This window comes from Serratia sp. PL7, assembly GCF_945957435.1.
The window spans coordinates 37,038-54,929 of sequence record NZ_CAMFLB010000027.1 but is presented as its reverse complement, the minus strand read 5'-3'; the positions used below and the strand labels follow the sequence as shown (position 1 = coordinate 54,929).

The window sequence follows — 17,892 nt, the reverse complement described above, 5'->3', positions numbered from 1 at the left end:
AGTTTCTACAATCGCGCTTGCTTATTGGCTGTATTTGCCGCACTCGGCAGGTATACTCTGGAACCTTGACTTATTTATCCCTTAACTGACGGGAGTTGTTACACCCCATGCTGCAAGAAATTATGCCATTCGTAAGCAGACACCCGATTCTGAGCCTGGCTTGGATCGCTCTGCTGGTCGCCGTGATCGTCATGACCTTCAAAAGCCGTTTCTCCAAGGTCAAAGAGATCGCTCGCGGTGAAGCTATCCGCCTGATCAACAAAGAAGAAGCCGTGGTGGTCGACACCCGCAGCCGCGACGATTTCCGCCGTGGTCACCTGGCCAGCGCCATCAACCTGACCGCCAGCGAAATCAAAAGCGGCAGCCTGGGCGAGCTGGAAAAACACAAAGCGCAGCCGATCATCGTCGTGTGCGCCAACGGCACCGCCTCCCGCGAGCCGGCGGAGAACCTGAGCAAGGCCGGTTTTGAAAAGGTGACGATGCTGAAAGACGGCATCGCCGGCTGGAGCGGAGAAAACCTGCCGCTGGTGCGCGGTAAGTAACCGTTTAACCTATTTGAGGTGGCAATCCATGGCTAACATTGATATCTACACCAAAGCGACCTGTCCGTTCTGCCATCGCGCCAAGGCGCTGTTGAACAGCAAGGGCGCGGCGTTTAACGAGATCGCCATCGACGGCGATAGTGCCAAGCGCGAAGTGATGATCGAGCGCAGTGGGCGCACCACCGTGCCGCAGATTTTCATCGATGGCCGGCATATCGGCGGCTGTGATGATTTATATGAACTCGATGCTCGCGGCGGCCTGGATCCGCTGCTTTAAGCAGCTTGCCGGCTCACCGAGTGTCAATAAGGACGTTTAACCAAGGGTATTACTCACATGTCAGAACAAAACAGCACCGAAATGGCTTTCCAGATCCAACGTATCTATACCAAGGATATCTCCTTCGAAGCGCCGAATGCGCCGCAGGTTTTCCAGCAGGAATGGCAGCCGGAAGTTAAACTTGATCTGGATACCGCGTCCAGCCAGCTGGCTGACGAAGTGTATGAAGTGGTACTGCGCGTAACCGTGACGGCGAGCCTGGGCGAAGAGACCGCGTTCCTGTGCGAAGTGCAACAGGCGGGCATCTTCTCGGTAGCAGGTATCGAAGGCACGCAGCTGGCGCATTGCCTGGGTGCATACTGCCCGAACATCCTGTTCCCGTATGCGCGCGAGTGCATCACCAGCCTGGTTTCCCGCGGTACATTCCCGCAGCTGAACCTGGCACCGGTCAACTTTGACGCGCTGTTCATGAACTATCTGCAGCAGCAGGCGGAAGGCGAAGGTGCCGCACCACATCAGGATGCCTGATGAACACCGTCAATGCTTCAATGACTGTTATCGGTGCCGGCTCGTACGGCACCGCATTGGCCATTACGCTGGCGCGTAACGGCCATGCCGTGGTGCTGTGGGGGCACAACCCCGCGCAAATTCAAACGTTGCAGCAAGATCGCTGCAATCAGGCGTTTCTGCCCGACGTTCCTTTCCCCGATACCCTGCTGCTTGAGGCCGATTTGGCGCGTGCGCTGGCGGCCAGCCGCGACGTGCTGGTGGTGGTGCCAAGCCACGTGTTTGGCGACGTGCTGCGTCAACTGAAGCCGCATCTGCGCCCGGACGCCCGCATCGTGTGGGCCACCAAGGGGTTGGAAGCGGAAACCGGGCGATTGCTGCAGGACGTGGCGCGTGAGGCGCTGGGCGAGACGATCCCGCTGGCGGTGCTCTCCGGGCCGACGTTCGCCAAAGAGCTGGCCGCCGGTCTGCCGACGGCGATCGCGCTGGCGGCGACCGATGCGCAGTTCGCCGACGATCTGCAACAGCTGTTGCACTGCGGCAAGAGCTTCCGCGTCTACAGCAATCCCGACTTTATCGGCGTGCAGCTTGGCGGCGCGGTGAAGAATGTGATCGCCATCGGCGCTGGCATGTCCGACGGCATCGGTTTCGGCGCCAACGCCCGCACCGCGTTGATTACGCGCGGGCTGGCGGAAATGAGCCGTCTGGGTTCTGCGCTGGGCGCCGATCCTTCGACGTTCATGGGCATGGCGGGGCTGGGGGATCTGGTGCTAACCTGCACGGACAACCAATCGCGCAACCGCCGCTTCGGCATTATGCTGGGGCAAGGTAAAGGCGTGCAGGAAGCGCAGGACAGCATCGGTCAGGTGGTCGAGGGCTATCGCAATACCAAAGAGGTGTTGGCGCTGGCGCAGCGGCACGGCGTGGAAATGCCGATCACCGAACAGATTTATCAGGTGCTTTACTGCCATAAAGACGCCCGCGAAGCGGCGCTGAGCCTGCTGGGGCGAGCCCGAAAGGACGAAAAACCCAGCGCGTGACATAAAACGATATGTCGGGGCAGCGGAATGCTGACCCCGCAAATGACCTGGGCCGCTCCGCGCTACCGTGTGAAGCGGCCCGTTTGGCAAGGCAAAGGGGTATGTGATGTCGTCAGAAGAGTTGGAACAGGTCTGGAACAGCATTAAATCAGAAGCGCGAGCACTGGCTGATTGTGAACCGATGCTGGCCAGCTTTTTCCATGCGACGTTGCTCAAGCACGAGAATCTGGGCAGCGCGCTCAGCTATATGCTGGCCAACAAGCTGGCGACGCCGATCATGCCCGCCATCGCGGTGCGCGAGGTGGTGGAAGAGGCCTACAAGTCCGACAATCAGATGATCGTTTCGGCGGCGCGCGATATCCTCGCGGTGCGGCTGCGCGACCCGGCGGTCGATAAATACTCCACGCCGCTGCTTTACCTCAAAGGGTTCCATGCGCTGCAGGCTTACCGCATCGGCCATTGGCTGTGGCAGCAAGGGCGGCAAGCGCTGGCTATCTACCTGCAAAATCAAATTTCCGTCGCCTTCGGCGTGGACATCCACCCGGCGGCGACCATCGGCTGCGGCATCATGCTTGACCACGCTACCGGCATCGTGATCGGTGAAACGGCGGTGGTGGAGAACAACGTTTCTATCCTGCAGTCGGTCACTCTCGGCGGTACCGGTAAAACCAGCGGCGACCGTCACCCGAAAATCCGCGAAGGGGTGATGATTGGCGCCGGCGCCAAAATTCTCGGCAATATCGAAGTGGGCAAGGGCGCGAAGATCGGCGCGGGTTCGGTGGTTTTGCAGGCGGTGCCGCCGCATACCACCGCCGCCGGGGTGCCGGCGCGCATCGTCGGGCGGCCGGAGAGCGATACGCCGTCGATGGATATGGACCAATACTTCAACGGTACCAACCACGGTTTCGAGTACGGCGACGGCATTTGAACGCCGTTTGCGTATCCATTCAGGGGGAGCTTTGGCTCCCCCTGTGTTTTTCAGGCGGCGGTCAGCCCTGTTTCGGGAACTGGGTGATATCGGTAACGATGTCGTCGATCGCCGCCTTGACGTCATCCGCCGTGACCGGCGTGCTGTCGTTGTTGACGGTTTTACCGTAGGCCTTGCGTACCACTTCCATCACCGTTTTACCGGTATCCTGGTCGATCAACTCGCCTTCAATATACAGCGCGGTATTTTGCGTCCGGTGCCCGGTAGCCGCCATGGTGCTGGCAACCACTGCAGCGACCGGCACCACTTCATAGAACTTCATGTCTTCGTTTTCGGCCGAAACGGCGGTGATGGCGAGTTTGGCCACCAGAACGCGCGAGCCCGTCGGGCTTGGCAGAATGGTAAAGCGGTTCTGCAGCGCGGTTTTGATTCGCTGGGTCGCGTAGGCCTTAATCTTGTTCAGCGTGTCCTGGCTGACGCGCGCCGTGGGTTTCTCCGCCGGGAAATAGACCACCGGTTGGAAATAGATACCGCGATAGTTGGATTCCTTGTAGCTCGGATCTACCCAGCGCAGCGTTTTATGACCGCTTGGCGAGGTGGTTTCCTGCAGTTTGCTGTAATCGGACAAGAAGCCCGAATATTGCGACGTTTGGGTGACTTTGGACGAACAGCCCGCCAGCAACAGGCCCGCTGCCAGAACGGCCATGGCAACGCTCAAGCGTTGTTTTTTCATGTGGTTTCCTATGATGAGTGGTGATTACCCTTACAAAACATAGCGCATTATCTGCGCCTCATCGGGCATTTTCGGGGCCGGGCGTGCCCTGCTGCGGCCTTTTTTCAGGATCGTGATGCGCCGCCGGTTTTCGCCACCAGTGCGGGTGATAAGGCAACGAGCAAGACGTCCGCTCTGGCCAGCGCCTGGTGTTGCTCTGCTTGCCATCGGGGCAACAAGGGCCAGAGATCCGCCTGATGTTCTGCCTGCAGGCACCAGACCTCCCGGTCGTGCCAATCGCCGAGGGCGTTTTGCACCGCTTTCAGGCCCGCCATTGCGGCGGGAGAGAGGGGGAGGCGTTGCGGGTAGGCTTCGGCCGCGTAGCGCAGGCGTTTGACCAGCAGCCGCAGACGGTGGCGATCGTAGCCGGTATCAGCCAACGCCCGGCGCAATTGCCGCTGCTGGCGCTGCAGGCGTCGATTCACACGGTGTTTGGCGAGGCGCTGCGCGATGCGGCGAAAGCGGTGCGGCCAGGCGTGCAATAGCGAAGGGAAGCTGATGAGCAGCGGGTTGGCGAGCAGTTGGCGGCAGCGGGCCTGAAAATCGCTTTGGCGCACGTTGGCCTGCCAATCGAGGCGATGGTGCGCCAATTCGACGATCAGCACCTCGAGATCGCGCAGAGGCGTCGTGAGCTTGCCCAACTCGGCGGCGGCCCGATCGAGCCGCGTTGCGCCGGGGCAGCCGCGCAACGGACGCAGCAGGCTGCGAATGCGGCGCAGGCAGACGCGCAAGTCGTGTAGCGCCTCGGTGTCTTGCGCCTGTTGCAGCCGCAACAGCGCCTCGTTCAGCGCCGATTCGAGCCGGCGAAGCTGGGTAACAATATCTGCGATGAAAGCCATGTGCCGTATCTGGAGAGGTTAACCCTTCCAGTATGGCGCGTCGTCGCGGATTACGCTTTGATCAGCGCGCCGGCATAGTCCAACTGCCGCCAGGCTTCATACACCACCACCGATACGGCATTCGACAGGTTCATGCTGCGGCTTTGCGCCTGCATTGGGATGCGGATTTTTTGCTGCGCGGGCAGCGCATCGAGGATGTCGGCAGGCAATCCACGCGTTTCCGGACCGAACAGCAGGTAGTCGCCGGCCTGGTAGCTGACGGCGCTGTGCGCCGGCGTGCCCTTGGTGGTGAGGGCAAACAGCCGCTGCGGATTTTCGGCGGCGAGAAAAGCGGCGTAGTCGGCATGACGGTGGACGCGGGTGAACTCATGGTAATCCAGCCCGGCGCGGCGCAGGCGTTTGTCGTCCCACGGAAAACCCAGCGGTTCGATCAGATGCAGATTAAAGCCGGTATTGGCGCACAGGCGGATGATATTGCCGGTATTGGGTGGAATTTCGGGTTCAAATAAAACGATGTTCAGCATGTTGCAGGCCCCTCGTGAACGAGGGGCGCAGGATAGCAAACTCTTACTGTTCTGTCTTAGACGATAGGCGTTGATGATGCAGCGGCAGCCACAGCACCAGCCGCAGGCCGCCAAGCGGGCTGTCTTCGGCCTTCACCCAGCCGCGATGCTGGTTGACCGCCGCCTCGACGATCGCCAGGCCGAGGCCGGTGCCGCCGGACTCACGGTCGCGCGCTTCATCGGTGCGGTAGAACGGACGGAAGATCTGCTCGCGGTCTTCGGCGCTGACGCCGGGGCCGTCGTCGTCAACCTGGATGGTCACGCCCTGATTGTCGGCGCTGAACGCCACGGCAATGCGGGTGTGAGAATACCGCAGGGCGTTGCGCACGATGTTTTCCAACGCGCTGTCCAGCGCGCTCGCGTTGCCGAACAGCGTCCACGGACCTGGCGGCGCAGCGATCTCCAGCTGCTTGCCCATCTGTTCCGCTTCGAAACGGGCGTTGTCCAGCACGTCGGCCCACAGTTCGTTGGCCTTCAACTGCTCGCGCGCCAGCTCGCCCTTTTGCTGCCCGCGCGACAGCGCCAGCAGATCGTTGATCATCGAATCCAGCCGCTGCGCTTCGGTTTCGATGCGCGCCAGTTCGTGCCCTTCGCCGTGGCGGCGGCGCATCAGCGCGGTGGCCAGCTGCAGGCGCGTCAGCGGCGTGCGCAGCTCGTGCGAGATGTCCGAGATCAGCCGTTGCTGGGCGTTCATCATGCGTTCCAGCGCGCTGACCATCTGGTTGAAGCTGGCGCCGGTGGCCAGGAACTCCTGCGGGCCGGCCTCCAGCTCCGGATGCTGCTTCAGGTTGCCGCGCGCCACGTCATCGGCGGCGTTCTTCAGCTTGCGTGCTGGTTTCGCCAGGCTCCAGGCCAGCCACAGCAGCAGCGGGGCGCTGATCAGCATGGTGACGATCAGCAGCAGCAGCGGCCGGTCGAACATCAGGTTGATGAAATCGGATTGCGGGCTGTTGGCGGGACGGATCAGGTACAGCTGGTAGTTGTCTTCGCCGTCGCGCACCGCGAACGGCCCGACCAGCTCGACGCGGCCGTACTTTTTCTTCTTGGGATGATCCGAATTATCGGATTGGCCGATGAAGTTGCGGACGATCTGCATTTCGTTGCGCTGCGCGCCGATCACCCGGCCTTCGCTGGTGACCAGCAACAGGCGTTGGCCCGGCGGCGCCCATTTGTCGATGGCGCGGAACAGGCGGCGCCACCACATCAGATCGTTGGCCGGATCGTTTTGCAACTCGGCCTCGACGTGCTGTTCCAGCATCAACCCCTGCCGCTGCTCGCTGTCGAGCAGCGAGGTCATTTGGCGGGAGTCGAGCTTGGGCACCATCAGCACCAGCATTAGCACCAGGGCTAACGTAAACCAGAAAATGGCGAAGATGCGTGCCGTCAAACTGTTGATCATGTTGCAGATACCATCAAATAACCACGCCCGCGCAGGGTTTTGAACCACGGATGCCCGTCTTTGCGATCCGGCAGCTTACGCCGCAGGTTGGAGATGTGCATGTCGATAGCGCGATCGAACGGAGTCAGGCGTTTGCCCAGCACTTCCTGGCTCAGCAGTTCGCGCGATACCACCTGCCCGAGGTGTTGCGCCAGCAGGTAAAGCAGGGTGAACTCGGTGCCGGTCAGATCCAGCACCTGGCCGTCGAAGCTGGCCTCCTGGCGGCCGGGATTCAGCTGCAGGCCATCGACATCCAGCGTCGGGGCGCCGCTGTCGACCTGCTGCTGCTGTTCGCTCCAGTTGGAACGGCGCAGAATGGCGCGAATGCGCGCGACTAGCTCGCGATCGTTGAAGGGTTTCGGCAGGTAATCATCGGCGCCCAGCTCCAGGCCCAGCACGCGGTCCAGTTCGCTGCCGCGCGCGGTCAGCATGATGACCGGTGTCTGGTGATGTTGGCGCAGTTCTTTCAGCGTATCGATGCCGTTTTTCTTCGGCATCATGATGTCGAGCAGCAGCAGATCGATGGAGCTGTCCAGCAGCGACAACGCCTGCTCGCCATCGTGCGCGACGACGATATTAAAACCTTCCATTTCAAGCAGTTCTTTTAACAGCGAGGTCAACTCGCGGTCGTCGTCAACTAACAGAATCTTGTTCATTATGATTTACCTCCAGACGCAAAATACGTCATCAACTGTTGCCATTCCATGACTTTACGTAGTTTTACATGCACTGACGCAGGTTTTCAGGTGTAGCGGTACACTGCTCCTCGTTGATTCGCAAAGTGAGAAAGCTTGAGGAGTTGAAATGCGTAAGGTGACCGCATTAGTTATGGCATCACTGCTGGCAATTGGTTCGACCGCTGCCTTCGCTGCCGACACTATACCGGACACAGCCCAACCTCCCGGCAACGACGCGATGACCCGAATACCCGGCCAGCACCATATGTTCGACGGTGTCAGCCTCAGCGAACAGCAGCGTCAGCAAATGCGCGATTTGATGCGTCAGGCCCGGCACGATCTGCCTGGTGTCAATGTAGCTGAAATGGAAGCCATGCATAAACTGGTGACCGCAGAGAAATTTGACGAAGCCGCCGTGTACGCCCAGGCGGAGAAGATGGCCCAACAGCAGGTCAAGCGCCAGGTCGAAATGGCCCGGGTGCGCAACCAAATGTATAACCTGCTGACGCCAGAGCAAAAAAGTGTTTTAGACCAGAAACATCAGCAGCGTATGCAGCAGATGGAGCAACAAATTTCTGGTTTGCAGCAAGCTTCTGCCCAGAAGTGAAGTACGACTGAGTAGTCCCCTGTTTTTCCTTGCCATAGACACCATCCCTGTCTTCCCCGCCATGATGGCGGGGTTTTTTTTATCCGACATTTCGCTATATTGAGCGCCACACCTTTTGACCGGGATCCCTTAATGGAACAGCGTTATGCTCGCCTGGTAAAGTCCGCTGCGTTGGCCGCAACTGCGTTGGCGTCGTCGCTGCTGTTGATCAAAATCGTCGCCTGGTACCACACCGGTTCGGTCAGCCTGTTGGCGGCGCTGGTGGATTCGTTGGTCGATATCGCCGCCTCGCTGACCAACCTTCTGGTGGTGCGCTATTCGCTGCAGCCGGCCGATGCTGAGCACGCCTTCGGCCACGGCAAAGCGGAGTCGCTGGCGGCGCTGGCGCAAAGCATGTTTATTTCCGGCTCCGCCCTGTTTCTGTTCCTCACCGGCTTCCAGCACCTGTATGCGCCGCAAACGCTGCGCGATCCCGGCGTTGGGATCGTCGTGACGGTGATCGCGTTAATCAGCACCCTGATTCTGGTCACCTATCAACGTTGGGTGGTCAGGAAAACCCGTAGCCAGGCGGTGCGCGCAGATATGCTGCATTATCAGTCAGATGTCATGATGAATGGTGCTATTCTTATCGCTCTTGGGCTAAGCTGGTACGGCTTCCACCGGGCAGATGCGCTGTTCGCGCTGGGCATCGGCGTATACATCCTCTATAGCGCGCTGCGCATGGGCTACGAAGCGGTGCAGTCGCTACTGGATCGGGCGTTGCCGGATGACGAACGCCAGGCGATTATCGAGGTGGTTTCCTCCTGGCCCGGGGTGAAAGGCGCGCACGATCTGCGCACGCGTCAGTCGGGGCCGACGCGTTTCATCCAGCTGCATCTGGAGATGGAAGACACGCTGCCGCTGCGTGAGGCGCATCGGTTGGCCGATCAGGTGGAACAGGCGTTGCGACACCGTTTTGCGGGGGCGGACGTCATCATTCACCTGGATCCGTGCTCCGTGGTGCCGCCGGGTAGGCAGGGGCATTGGGAGCTATAATCAGATAGAGGCATAGCGCGAAGTATTATCATGAATATCTGAGTTAGCTCAGCGTGCCATGCGGTGTTTTTACCGTTATATTGCGTGACTTGAATCAATTCAGCTGGGTGTTTTTGATATAATATCCAGCAATAAGCCGTAAAGCTGGTTTTCTGCAGCCGGAGAGGTTTCAAGACGATCGGCGGAGACAGAATTCTTAAGAAATTGCATCTACACAGTTCAGAGGTAGTCATGATCAAGAAAATCGGTGTACTGACGAGCGGCGGTGATTCGCCGGGTATGAACGCTGCAATCCGCGGCGTTGTGCGTTCTGCGCTTTCAGAAGGTCTGGAAGTTTTTGGTATTTACGATGGCTACCTTGGCTTGTACGAAGATCGCATGGAGCAGCTGGACCGCTATAGCGTGTCCGACATGATCAACCGCGGCGGCACCTTCCTCGGCTCGGCCCGCTTCCCGGAGTTCAGGGATGAAAACGTGCGTGCCAAGGCGATTGAAAACCTGAAGAATCGCGGCATCGACGCGCTGGTGGTGATCGGCGGCGACGGTTCCTACATGGGCGCCAAACGCCTGACGGAAGAAGGCTTCCCGTGCATCGGCCTGCCAGGCACCATCGATAACGATGTCGCCGGTACCGACTACACTATCGGTTACTTCACCGCGCTGGAAACCGTGGTGGAAGCGATCGACCGCCTGCGCGATACCTCCTCGTCGCACCAGCGTATCTCCATCGTGGAAGTGATGGGCCGTTACTGCGGCGATCTGACGCTGGCGGCGGCGATTGCCGGCGGTTGCGAATTCATCGTGCTGCCTGAAATCGAATTCAATCGCGAAGATCTGGTGTGCGAAATCAAGGCCGGTATCGCCAAGGGTAAAAAACACGCCATCGTGGCGATCACCGAGCACATCTGCGACATCGATGAGCTGGCGCGCCACATCGAGCAGGAAACCAAGCGTGAAACCCGCGCCACCGTGCTGGGCCACATTCAACGCGGTGGTTCACCGGTCGCCTACGACCGCATCCTGGCCTCGCGCATGGGCGCCTACGCCATCGAACTGCTGCTGCAGGGTTACGGCGGCCGCTGCGTCGGTATCCAGAACGAAAAAATGGTGCATCACGACATCATCGACGCGATCGAAAACATGAAGCGTCCGTTCAAGGGCGACTGGCTGGAAACGGCGAAAAAGCTGTACTGATTCGCCGCTCTCCGCGCGCCGAAAGCCTCCGCTTGCGGGGGCTTTTTTATGCCCGTCGGCGACATATTCCAGAATCATCTATCCCAAAATTTTTTATTCTTTAATTGCCGGGAAAGTTTCTGGCAGGCTCTGATGCTAAATCAACCGATTGAGGTTGCGTTAATTTTCTGGGAGAGCCTGTCGATGCGTAAATGGGGTGTAGGTCTGACATTGGTGCTGTTGGCGTCCGGCGCCATGGCGAAGGATATTCAGTTGCTGAACGTGTCATACGATCCGACGCGTGAGTTCTATCAGGCTTACAACACGGCATTCAGCAAGCACTATCAGGCGGAAACCGGCGACAAGGTGACGGTGCGACAGTCGCACGGCGGTTCCGGCAAACAGGCGACCTCGGTGATCAACGGCATCGAGGCCGACGTGGTGACGCTGGCGCTGGCCTATGACGTTGACGCCATCGCCGAACGCGGGCGCATTGAGAAAGACTGGATCAAACGCTTGCCGGACAACTCGGCGCCTTACACGTCGACCATCGTCTTCCTGGTGCGCAAAGGCAACCCGAAGCAAATTCATGACTGGCCTGACTTGATTAAGCCGGGCGTGTCGGTGATCACCCCGAATCCGAAAACCTCCGGTGGCGCCCGCTGGAATTACCTGGCCGCCTGGGGCTACGCGTTGCACCACAACAACAACGATAAGGCCAAGGCGCAGGACTTCGTCAAAAACCTGTACAAGAACGTCGAAGTGCTGGATTCCGGCGCGCGCGGTTCGACCAACACCTTCGTTGAGCGCGGCATCGGCGACGTGCTGATCGCTTGGGAAAACGAAGCGTTGCTGGCGGAGAAAGAGCTGGGCAAAGACAAGTTCGAGATTATTACGCCGAGCGAATCGATCCTGGCCGAACCGACGGTGTCGGTGGTGGATAAGGTCGTCGATAAACGTGGTACCCGCGACGTGGCGACCGCCTACCTGAAGTATCTGTATTCACCGGAAGGGCAGACTATTGCGGCGCAGAACTATTATCGCCCACGCGATGCGGCGGTGGCGGCCAAGTTCGCCGGGCAGTTCCCGCAGCTGAAGTTGTTCACCGTGGATGACACTTTCGGCGGCTGGACCGAAGCGCAGAAGGTGCACTTCGCTACCGGCGGCGTGTTCGACGAAATAAGCAAACGCTGATGCCGTTTGAGCGGCAATAAAAAACCCCGGCAAGCCGGGGTTTTTTTATGGCAAGCCTAGGGCAATCAGGCTTTTTTTGCTGCGGCAGCGGCTTTGACGATCACGGCGAAAGCGTCGGCTTTCAGCGAGGCGCCGCCCACCAGCGCGCCGTCGATGTCCGGCTGGGAGAACAGCTCTGCGGCGTTCTTGTCGTTCACCGAACCGCCGTACTGGATGATGATTTCAGCGGCAACCGCGGCATCGTGTTTGGCGATGTGATCGCGGATAAATTTGTGCACGGCCTGTGCCTGTGCAGGGGTCGCGGATTTGCCGGTACCGATGGCCCAGACCGGCTCATAGGCGATCACGGTGCCTTTCATCGCCGGTGCGCCCAGCGTTTTCAGCACGGCGTCGATCTGGCGCGCGCACACTTCTTCAGTTTTGCCCGCCGCGTTTTCCGCTTCGGTTTCACCGATGCACAGTACCGGGATCAGGCCGGCTTCTTTCAGCACGGCGAATTTCTCGGCGATCACTTCGTCGCTTTCTTTGTGGTAGGTACGACGCTCGGAGTGGCCGATGATGATGTACTGGGCGCCGACGTCTTTCAGCATGTTGGCGGAAACTTCACCGGTGAAGGCGCCGGACAGGTTAACGTCCACGTTCTGCGCGCCCAGCGCGATGCGGCTGCCGGCCAGCGCGTGCTTGGCCTGATCCAGATACATCACCGGCGGGGCGATGGCGACGCCACAGCCGTCAACGCTGCTCAGCTCATTGCGCAGACCGGCGATCAGTTCGTTGACCATGTGAGTGCTGCCGTTAAGCTTCCAGTTACCCATAACTAATGGATGACGCATGTTTTTTCCTCCAACTAGGGAACGCGAGAGTCGAAATGACAACTGCCGGACCGGCAGTTTACCTGCCCAACAGTATAGAGATCATTAAGCGCGAAGGCTTTGCTTTTCGTCATTAATTGCCGCGCCGTTACGGCTCGGAAAGCGCTAGCTTAATCGGTTCAACCGCGAAGGTTACGCCTTTATCGCCGTTGTCCGAGACGACATAACGAATGGCGCCGACCTGCTGTTGGTAAAAGCGCGATCCTTTGCCTTTTTCCAGCAGGCTGTTCACCTTGTTCTGGCTCTGCTCCACCGTCAACGCCGGTTCGAACTGGCGCATCAGCGCCGCCATGTAGCTGATGGCGATGGCGCGCGCGGCTTTTTCTTCATTGGCCTGCTGCAGCGGCAGATGAGTGATCTGCAACGTTTTGATTTTACCGGTGCCTTTCTCCAGCGCGGTGGAGGCATACAGGTTTTCGTTGAGTTTGCTGGCGGCGCGCGTCAGCAGCGGCGAATCGTCTTCGGTGGCGGGAATGGCGCGGAATTCGCCAATCGGCAGCTTCGGGTTGTCGCGATTGTATTTTTCGCGGAATTTGACCACCGTCAGATCGAACGTCGGCGCCCCGGCCAGCAGGTAAGGTGCGGCGGGTGCTGCATCGGCGGGCGGCGGATCGGCCCAGGCGCTGGCGGTGGCCTGCAACAGGCAGGCGATGACGAGGGTTTTTCTCAGCATGGCGTATGGCATCAAGGACAAAGATGGCTCCGATTAAAGCGATAACTCGCGGGCCTTGTCAAAGATCCCACACCATTATCGGTTCGCTGACGAGAAAGCTGTGCGGCGCACCGCGTTATGCGAGGCGGAAAACTCGGCCCGACAGCGCCTATGTTACACTGCGGCGCAGAATATGGGCAGGCTTAGAGCGCAGGAATCGATGACGTTACAACAGTGGTGTTTTTCTTTTAAGGGTCGCATCGGGCGGCGCGACTTCTGGATCTGGATGGGGCTGTGGTTGGTGCTGATGGCGGCGGCGTTTACGCTGGCCAATTATCAGCTGATCGCCATCCAATCCATCGCCTTCTTTATCGTGGCGCTGCTGTGGCCGACGGCGGCGGTGCTGGTCAAACGCCTGCACGATCGCAACAAGGCCGGCTGGTGGGCGCTGCTGCTGATCCTGGCGTGGATGCTGGCGGCAGGGAACTGGCAGATGCTGGCGCCGATCTGGCAATGGGGCGTCGGGCGTTTCATCCCGACGCTGATTATCGTGATGATGATGATCGATCTGGGCGCCTTCGTCGGCACGCCGGGAGACAATCGGTTCGGCCCGGAAGCCGAACCGGTGAAGTTTCGCTGATCCCCTTTGGGTTACCAGTAGTGTTCGCTGGTGATGTGGCCCGGTTTACGGCGCAGGTGTTTGCGCATCTGGCGGTGGTCTTTCAGCGTTTGCTGGGTGTCCCGCACCATCTGCGGGTTGCCGCACAGCATCACGTGGCTGGTTTCGGCGTCGATGGTCAAGCCGATCGCCGCTTCCAGCCGGCCGTCCTCGATCAGCGCCGGCACGCGGCCGGTCAGTGAACCGGGCGTTTCTTCGCGGCTGACGACGGTCTGGATACGCAGCTTGCCGTTGTAGCGTTGCTGCAGTTGCTGCATCAGCGGCAGGTAGCTCAGATCGCGCGCGAAACGCGCGGCGTGCACCAGCACCAGGTTGTTAAAGCGTTCCAGGCCGACGCCCTGCTGCAGAATCGATAAATAGGGGCCGATGGCGGTGCCGGTCGCCAGCATCCACAGCGTGTCGCAATCGGGCACTTCGTCCAGCACGAAGAAGCCGGCCGCTTCTTTGGTCACCATTACATCCGACCCCGGCCGTAGCTGATTGAGGCGCGGGCTCAGTTTGCCTTCCGGCACCGTCACCAGATAGAACTCCAGGTTGGCGTCGTCGGGGGCATTGACGTAGGAGTAGGCGCGTTGCACCCGTTCGCCGTCGATCTCCAGCGCCAGTTTGGCGAATTGCCCGGCGGTGAAAGGATCGATGGGGGCATTGACCACCAGGCTGAACAGCCCGTCGGTCCATTGTTTTACCTGCGTAACTTTGCCGTTTACCCATTCAGCCATACTCTAAAGCTCCCGTGGTCGAATCAAATAAGCACAATGTCGTGAGCCGGAAATGGCGTGCGCGGTGCGCTCTACCCGGTAGTTGTTGCCGAACAGGCGATGAAACAGCTGCAGTTCGGAATTGCACAGGCTGCTGCAGTTGGAACCGGCCACGCCGATCGGACAGTGGTTTTCCACCAGTAGCGCACCGTGCGGATGGTCGAGCAATTCTGCCATGTAACCGTCGTGTTGCCGCAGACGCACTAGGCGGGTTAACCGGTCCTGATGGCTGCGTTCGGCGGACAGCTCTTCGGTGTAACGCAGATAAAGCTGCTCTTCGCGCGCGCTGAGCAACGGTTCCACGCCGGCGCCGCCAAACAGCTGCAGCGCGGATGCCCGCAGCCGCGCCTGATCGGCGGCCACATAGGCGTGCCCCCGTTCGGTCAGCGACCAGTAGCGCGTCGGGCGGCCGACCTTGCTGCGCGCTTCTTCGTAACAAACCAACTCACGTTTTTCCAGGGATTGCAGATGTTGTCGGATGCCCATCGGCGTGATGTCCAGACGCTCCGCCAGCATTTTGGCCGAGTGCGGGCCGAGAGCCTCTAACTGCAATAAAATCAGCTCAGGTGTTTTCATGAACCAAATCCCTATGGTGTTATTTTATTTCAAGTTGATGAAAATAATTATCGATTAAATGCTAAAGCCCGGCTACTGCAAGGGCGCTATTTTTAACTCCAAAGCGTTAGACGTACAGTTTAATTTACGAGCCTGGTCGGGTTTGCTGCCAGTGTGACCTGGATCAATATCTGCCTGAAACTCGCTAAAAAAATCAGATTTGATTAGTTTATGCCGCCATAGAGGGCTGCTCGCCGTTCTGGCTGCTGCAACGGCCATACCGGGACGCTGTGACGAGTTGAAACGTTAACGAAGATAATGAGAAAACTAGAGAATTTTCACCTGCTGGTGATGCTTATCCTGTTGGTTGCCGTCGGCCAGATGGCGCAAACCATTTATGTTCCCGTGATTGCTGATATCGCCCACGATCTGTCGGTTCGTACCGGCGCCGTGCAACGGGTGATGGCGGCGTATCTGCTAACCTACGGTTTCTCCCAGCTGATTTACGGGCCAATATCGGATCGTATTGGGCGTCGTCCGGTGATCCTGACGGGTATGATGATCTTCCTGGTTGGCGCGCTGGGCGCGTTGCTGTCCACCAACCTGACGATGCTGGTCGCCGCCAGCGCCATCCAGGGGATGGGCACCGGCGTGGCGGGCGTGATGGCGCGTACCATGCCGCGCGATCTGTATGCCGGCACCGCGCTGCGCTATGCCAACAGCCTGCTGAACATGGGGATTTTGGTCAGCCCGCTGCTGGCGCCGGTGATCGGCGGCGCGCTGGCGATGGTGTTCGGCTGGCGCGCCTGTTACGCCTTCCTGCTGGCGCTGTGCGCCTGCGTCGCCTTCGCGATGTTCCGTTGGTTGCCGGAAACCCGCCCGGTGCAAACTGAAAAACGCCGCATGCTGGCCAGTTTCCGCCAGCTGCTGAGCGACAGCACCTTCAGTTGCTATCTGGTGATGCTGATCGGCGCGCTGGCGGGGATTGCGGTATTTGAAGCCAGCTGCGGCGTGTTGATGGGTGGCGTGTTGGGGCTGAGCGGCCTGACCGTCAGCATCCTGTTCATTCTGCCGATCCCGGCGGCGTTTTTCGGTGCCTGGTACGCCGGGCGCGATGGCAAAACCTTCCACACCCTGATGTGGCATTCGGTGCTGAGCTGTCTAATGGCGGGAGCGATGATGTGGATCCCGGGCTGGTTCGGCGTGATGAATATCTGGACGCTGATCGTGCCGGCTGCATTGTTCTTCTTCGGCGCCGGCATGCTGTTCCCGCTGGCGACCACCGGGGCGATGGAGCCGTTCCCTTACCTGGCCGGCGCGGCGGGCGCGTTGGTGGGCGGTATGCAGAACATGGGGTCCGGTCTGGCGACCTGGCTTTCCGCCATGCTGCCGCAAACCGGGCAGTTCAGCCTCGGATTGCTGATGTTCGCGATGGCGCTGTTGATCCTGCTGTGCTGGTGGCCGCTGTCCAACCGGATGCAGCATCAGGGACACACCGCATAACGACAGGGCGCCATTCGGCGCCCTCATACCGTTGACAAAAGGGAGAAAAAGCGTGGTTTTTCTCCCCTTTGTGGCTATTAGCCGAAAATCAATAAATTGATTTTCCTTGTTTTCTATTCGCTGCTCTCTGCCAACCCGGCAAGGGCATGAGGTTTGCCATCAATCATCAGGGCGCCATTCGGCGCCCTGTTTCGTTACAGCAGAAACTCGTGCAGCGCCGGGTCTTTGCGATCCAGATAGTGGGTTGAACGGATGCGGCGGATGGTGCGCGACTTGCCGCGGATCAGCAGGGTTTCGGTCGTGGCCATGTTGCCCTGGCGGCTGATGCCCTCCAGCAGATCGCCCTTGGTGATGCCGGTGGCGGAGAAGATCACGTTGTCGTTGCGCGCCATCTGATCCAGACGCAGCGCCTGACCGGCTTCGATACCCATTTCCCGGCAGCGCGCCAGCTCCTGTTCGCCGATGCGGCGGTTTTCGGCGCTGTCGCCTTTCACCTTATGGCGCGGCAGCAAACGCGCCTGCATGTCGCCGTCCAGCGCGCGGATCACTGCGGCTGAGATCACCCCTTCCGGCGCGCCGCCGATGCCGTACATCACATCGACCTCGCTTTCCGGCATGCAGGTGAGAATGGAGGCCGCCACGTCGCCGTCAGGAATGGCGAATACCCGCACGCCCAACTGCTGCATCTGCGCGATGACGCCGTCGTGGCGCGGTTTGGCCAACACGATGACCGTCAGCTGTGACAGCGGTTTGCTCAGCCGCGCGGCGACGTTCCGCAGGTTCTCCGCCAGCGGCAGATTGAGATCGATGGCGCCGCGCGCCGCCGGGCCGACCACCAGCTTCTCCATGTACATGTCCGGCGCGTGCAGGAAGGTGCCGCGATCGCCCACCGCCAAGACCGCCAGCGCGTTGGATTGGCCCATGGCGGTCATGCGGGTGCCTTCGATCGGATCAACAGCGATGTCGACCGCGTCGCCCTGGCCGCTGCCGACCTGTTCGCCGATATACAGCATCGGCGCTTCGTCGATCTCGCCTTCGCCGATCACGATGCGCCCATCGATGTCCACTTTGTTGAGCATGATGCGCATGGCGTGGACCGCCGCACCGTCGGCGGCGTTCTTGTCGCCGCGTCCCAGCCATTTGTAGCCCGCCAGCGCAGCGGCTTCGGTAACGCGGGAAAATTCGATGGCTAATTCACGTTTCATGGCAAACCTGTCTGTGAGAAAGGGAAGAAAATATCGGCAAAGTCTATCACAGCGCGGCGCCGGCGGGGCGGGGCAA

The 17,892-nt window shown here is 59.8% G+C and carries 21 protein-coding genes; 11 read left to right on the top strand and 10 right to left on the bottom strand.

Annotated elements, in window-relative coordinates:
* Positions 1-107: 107 nt before the first annotated feature.
* From N6G83_RS45750 to cysE, 5 genes are all read left to right on the top strand, one after another.
* Positions 108-542 carry a rhodanese-like domain-containing protein gene (locus N6G83_RS45750; protein ID WP_016929700.1) on the top strand — a complete coding sequence of 145 codons (435 nt, stop codon included), beginning with the start codon at positions 108-110 and terminating at the stop codon, positions 540-542.
* A 28-nt stretch (positions 543-570) separates the two neighbouring features.
* Positions 571-819, top strand: coding sequence for a glutaredoxin 3 (grxC, locus tag N6G83_RS45745; protein ID WP_019452217.1), 249 nt, complete (start codon positions 571-573; stop codon positions 817-819).
* Between the two features lie 57 nt (positions 820-876).
* Positions 877-1,347, top strand: coding sequence for a protein-export chaperone SecB (gene secB, locus N6G83_RS45740; protein ID WP_025304678.1), 471 nt, complete (start codon positions 877-879; stop codon positions 1,345-1,347).
* Positions 1,347-2,366, top strand: a complete 1,020-nt coding sequence (gene gpsA, locus N6G83_RS45735) for an NAD(P)H-dependent glycerol-3-phosphate dehydrogenase (protein WP_025304677.1) — start codon at positions 1,347-1,349, stop codon at positions 2,364-2,366. The genes secB and gpsA overlap by 1 nt, the downstream gene beginning before the upstream one ends.
* 106 nt (positions 2,367-2,472) lie before the next feature.
* Positions 2,473-3,294, top strand: a complete 822-nt coding sequence (cysE, locus tag N6G83_RS45730; protein ID WP_025304676.1) for a serine O-acetyltransferase — start codon at positions 2,473-2,475, stop codon at positions 3,292-3,294.
* A 61-nt stretch (positions 3,295-3,355) separates the two neighbouring features.
* Here the strand turns inward: cysE and N6G83_RS45725 are convergent, their stop codons facing one another.
* From N6G83_RS45725 to cpxR, 5 genes are all read right to left on the bottom strand, one after another.
* Entirely contained in the window at positions 3,356-4,027 is a 672-nt protein-coding gene (locus tag N6G83_RS45725; protein ID WP_025304675.1) for a DUF3313 domain-containing protein, read from the bottom strand.
* Positions 4,028-4,131: 104 nt separating this feature from the next.
* Positions 4,132-4,905, bottom strand: coding sequence for a CHAD domain-containing protein (locus N6G83_RS45720; RefSeq protein WP_049209108.1), 774 nt, complete (start codon positions 4,903-4,905; stop codon positions 4,132-4,134).
* 50 nt (positions 4,906-4,955) lie between these two features.
* Positions 4,956-5,429: a tRNA (uridine(34)/cytosine(34)/5-carboxymethylaminomethyluridine(34)-2'-O)-methyltransferase TrmL gene (trmL, locus tag N6G83_RS45715; protein WP_025304673.1), complete on the bottom strand. Its 474-nt coding sequence runs from the start codon at positions 5,427-5,429 to the stop codon at positions 4,956-4,958.
* A 43-nt stretch (positions 5,430-5,472) separates the two neighbouring features.
* Positions 5,473-6,867 carry an envelope stress sensor histidine kinase CpxA gene (cpxA, locus tag N6G83_RS45710; RefSeq protein WP_015379421.1) on the bottom strand — a complete coding sequence of 465 codons (1,395 nt, stop codon included), beginning with the start codon at positions 6,865-6,867 and terminating at the stop codon, positions 5,473-5,475.
* Entirely contained in the window at positions 6,864-7,562 is a 699-nt protein-coding gene (gene cpxR, locus N6G83_RS45705) for an envelope stress response regulator transcription factor CpxR (protein ID WP_025304671.1), read from the bottom strand. Before cpxR ends, cpxA begins: the two co-directional genes overlap by 4 nt.
* A gap of 148 nt (positions 7,563-7,710) precedes the next feature.
* Between cpxR and cpxP the strand changes: the two genes are divergently transcribed.
* The 4 genes from cpxP (at position 7,711) to N6G83_RS45685 (ending at position 11,592) form a co-directional block, all read left to right on the top strand.
* On the top strand, positions 7,711-8,190 hold the full coding sequence (gene cpxP / locus N6G83_RS45700; protein ID WP_004931122.1) for a cell-envelope stress modulator CpxP: 480 nt from the start codon (positions 7,711-7,713) through the stop codon (positions 8,188-8,190).
* 132 nt (positions 8,191-8,322) lie between these two features.
* Entirely contained in the window at positions 8,323-9,225 is a 903-nt protein-coding gene (fieF, locus tag N6G83_RS45695) for a CDF family cation-efflux transporter FieF (protein ID WP_260516224.1), read from the top strand.
* A gap of 231 nt (positions 9,226-9,456) precedes the next feature.
* Positions 9,457-10,419, top strand: a complete 963-nt coding sequence (pfkA, locus tag N6G83_RS45690; protein WP_004931116.1) for a 6-phosphofructokinase — start codon at positions 9,457-9,459, stop codon at positions 10,417-10,419.
* A 183-nt stretch (positions 10,420-10,602) separates the two neighbouring features.
* The gene (locus N6G83_RS45685; RefSeq protein ID WP_043140999.1) at positions 10,603-11,592 is read left to right on the top strand and encodes a sulfate ABC transporter substrate-binding protein; all 990 of its coding nucleotides are present in this window, start codon (positions 10,603-10,605) and stop codon (positions 11,590-11,592) included.
* Positions 11,593-11,657: 65 nt separating this feature from the next.
* Here N6G83_RS45685 and tpiA read toward each other — a convergent pair whose 3' ends face one another.
* Positions 11,658-12,425: a triose-phosphate isomerase gene (gene tpiA, locus N6G83_RS45680; protein WP_004931113.1), complete on the bottom strand. Its 768-nt coding sequence runs from the start codon at positions 12,423-12,425 to the stop codon at positions 11,658-11,660.
* A 127-nt stretch (positions 12,426-12,552) separates the two neighbouring features.
* A complete protein-coding gene (locus N6G83_RS45675) occupies positions 12,553-13,137 on the bottom strand; it encodes a DUF1454 family protein (protein ID WP_197771133.1) in 585 nt (194 codons plus the stop codon).
* A 199-nt stretch (positions 13,138-13,336) separates the two neighbouring features.
* Here N6G83_RS45675 and N6G83_RS45670 point away from each other — a divergent pair, with 199 nt between their 5' ends.
* Positions 13,337-13,756: a DUF805 domain-containing protein gene (locus tag N6G83_RS45670; RefSeq protein ID WP_016929710.1), complete on the top strand. Its 420-nt coding sequence runs from the start codon at positions 13,337-13,339 to the stop codon at positions 13,754-13,756.
* An 11-nt stretch (positions 13,757-13,767) separates the two neighbouring features.
* Here the strand turns inward: N6G83_RS45670 and fpr are convergent, their stop codons facing one another.
* Both fpr and N6G83_RS45660 read right to left on the bottom strand, forming a co-directional pair.
* Positions 13,768-14,514 carry a ferredoxin--NADP(+) reductase gene (gene fpr, locus N6G83_RS45665; protein ID WP_004931107.1) on the bottom strand — a complete coding sequence of 249 codons (747 nt, stop codon included), beginning with the start codon at positions 14,512-14,514 and terminating at the stop codon, positions 13,768-13,770.
* Between the two features lie 3 nt (positions 14,515-14,517).
* Entirely contained in the window at positions 14,518-15,129 is a 612-nt protein-coding gene (locus N6G83_RS45660) for a metalloregulator ArsR/SmtB family transcription factor (protein WP_169541024.1), read from the bottom strand.
* A 297-nt stretch (positions 15,130-15,426) separates the two neighbouring features.
* Between N6G83_RS45660 and emrD the strand changes: the two genes are divergently transcribed.
* Positions 15,427-16,611: a multidrug efflux MFS transporter EmrD gene (gene emrD, locus N6G83_RS45655; protein WP_169541025.1), complete on the top strand. Its 1,185-nt coding sequence runs from the start codon at positions 15,427-15,429 to the stop codon at positions 16,609-16,611.
* A gap of 194 nt (positions 16,612-16,805) precedes the next feature.
* Here emrD and glpX read toward each other — a convergent pair whose 3' ends face one another.
* Positions 16,806-17,816, bottom strand: coding sequence for a class II fructose-bisphosphatase (gene glpX, locus N6G83_RS45650; RefSeq protein WP_025304665.1), 1,011 nt, complete (start codon positions 17,814-17,816; stop codon positions 16,806-16,808).
* Positions 17,817-17,892 lie beyond the last annotated feature (76 nt).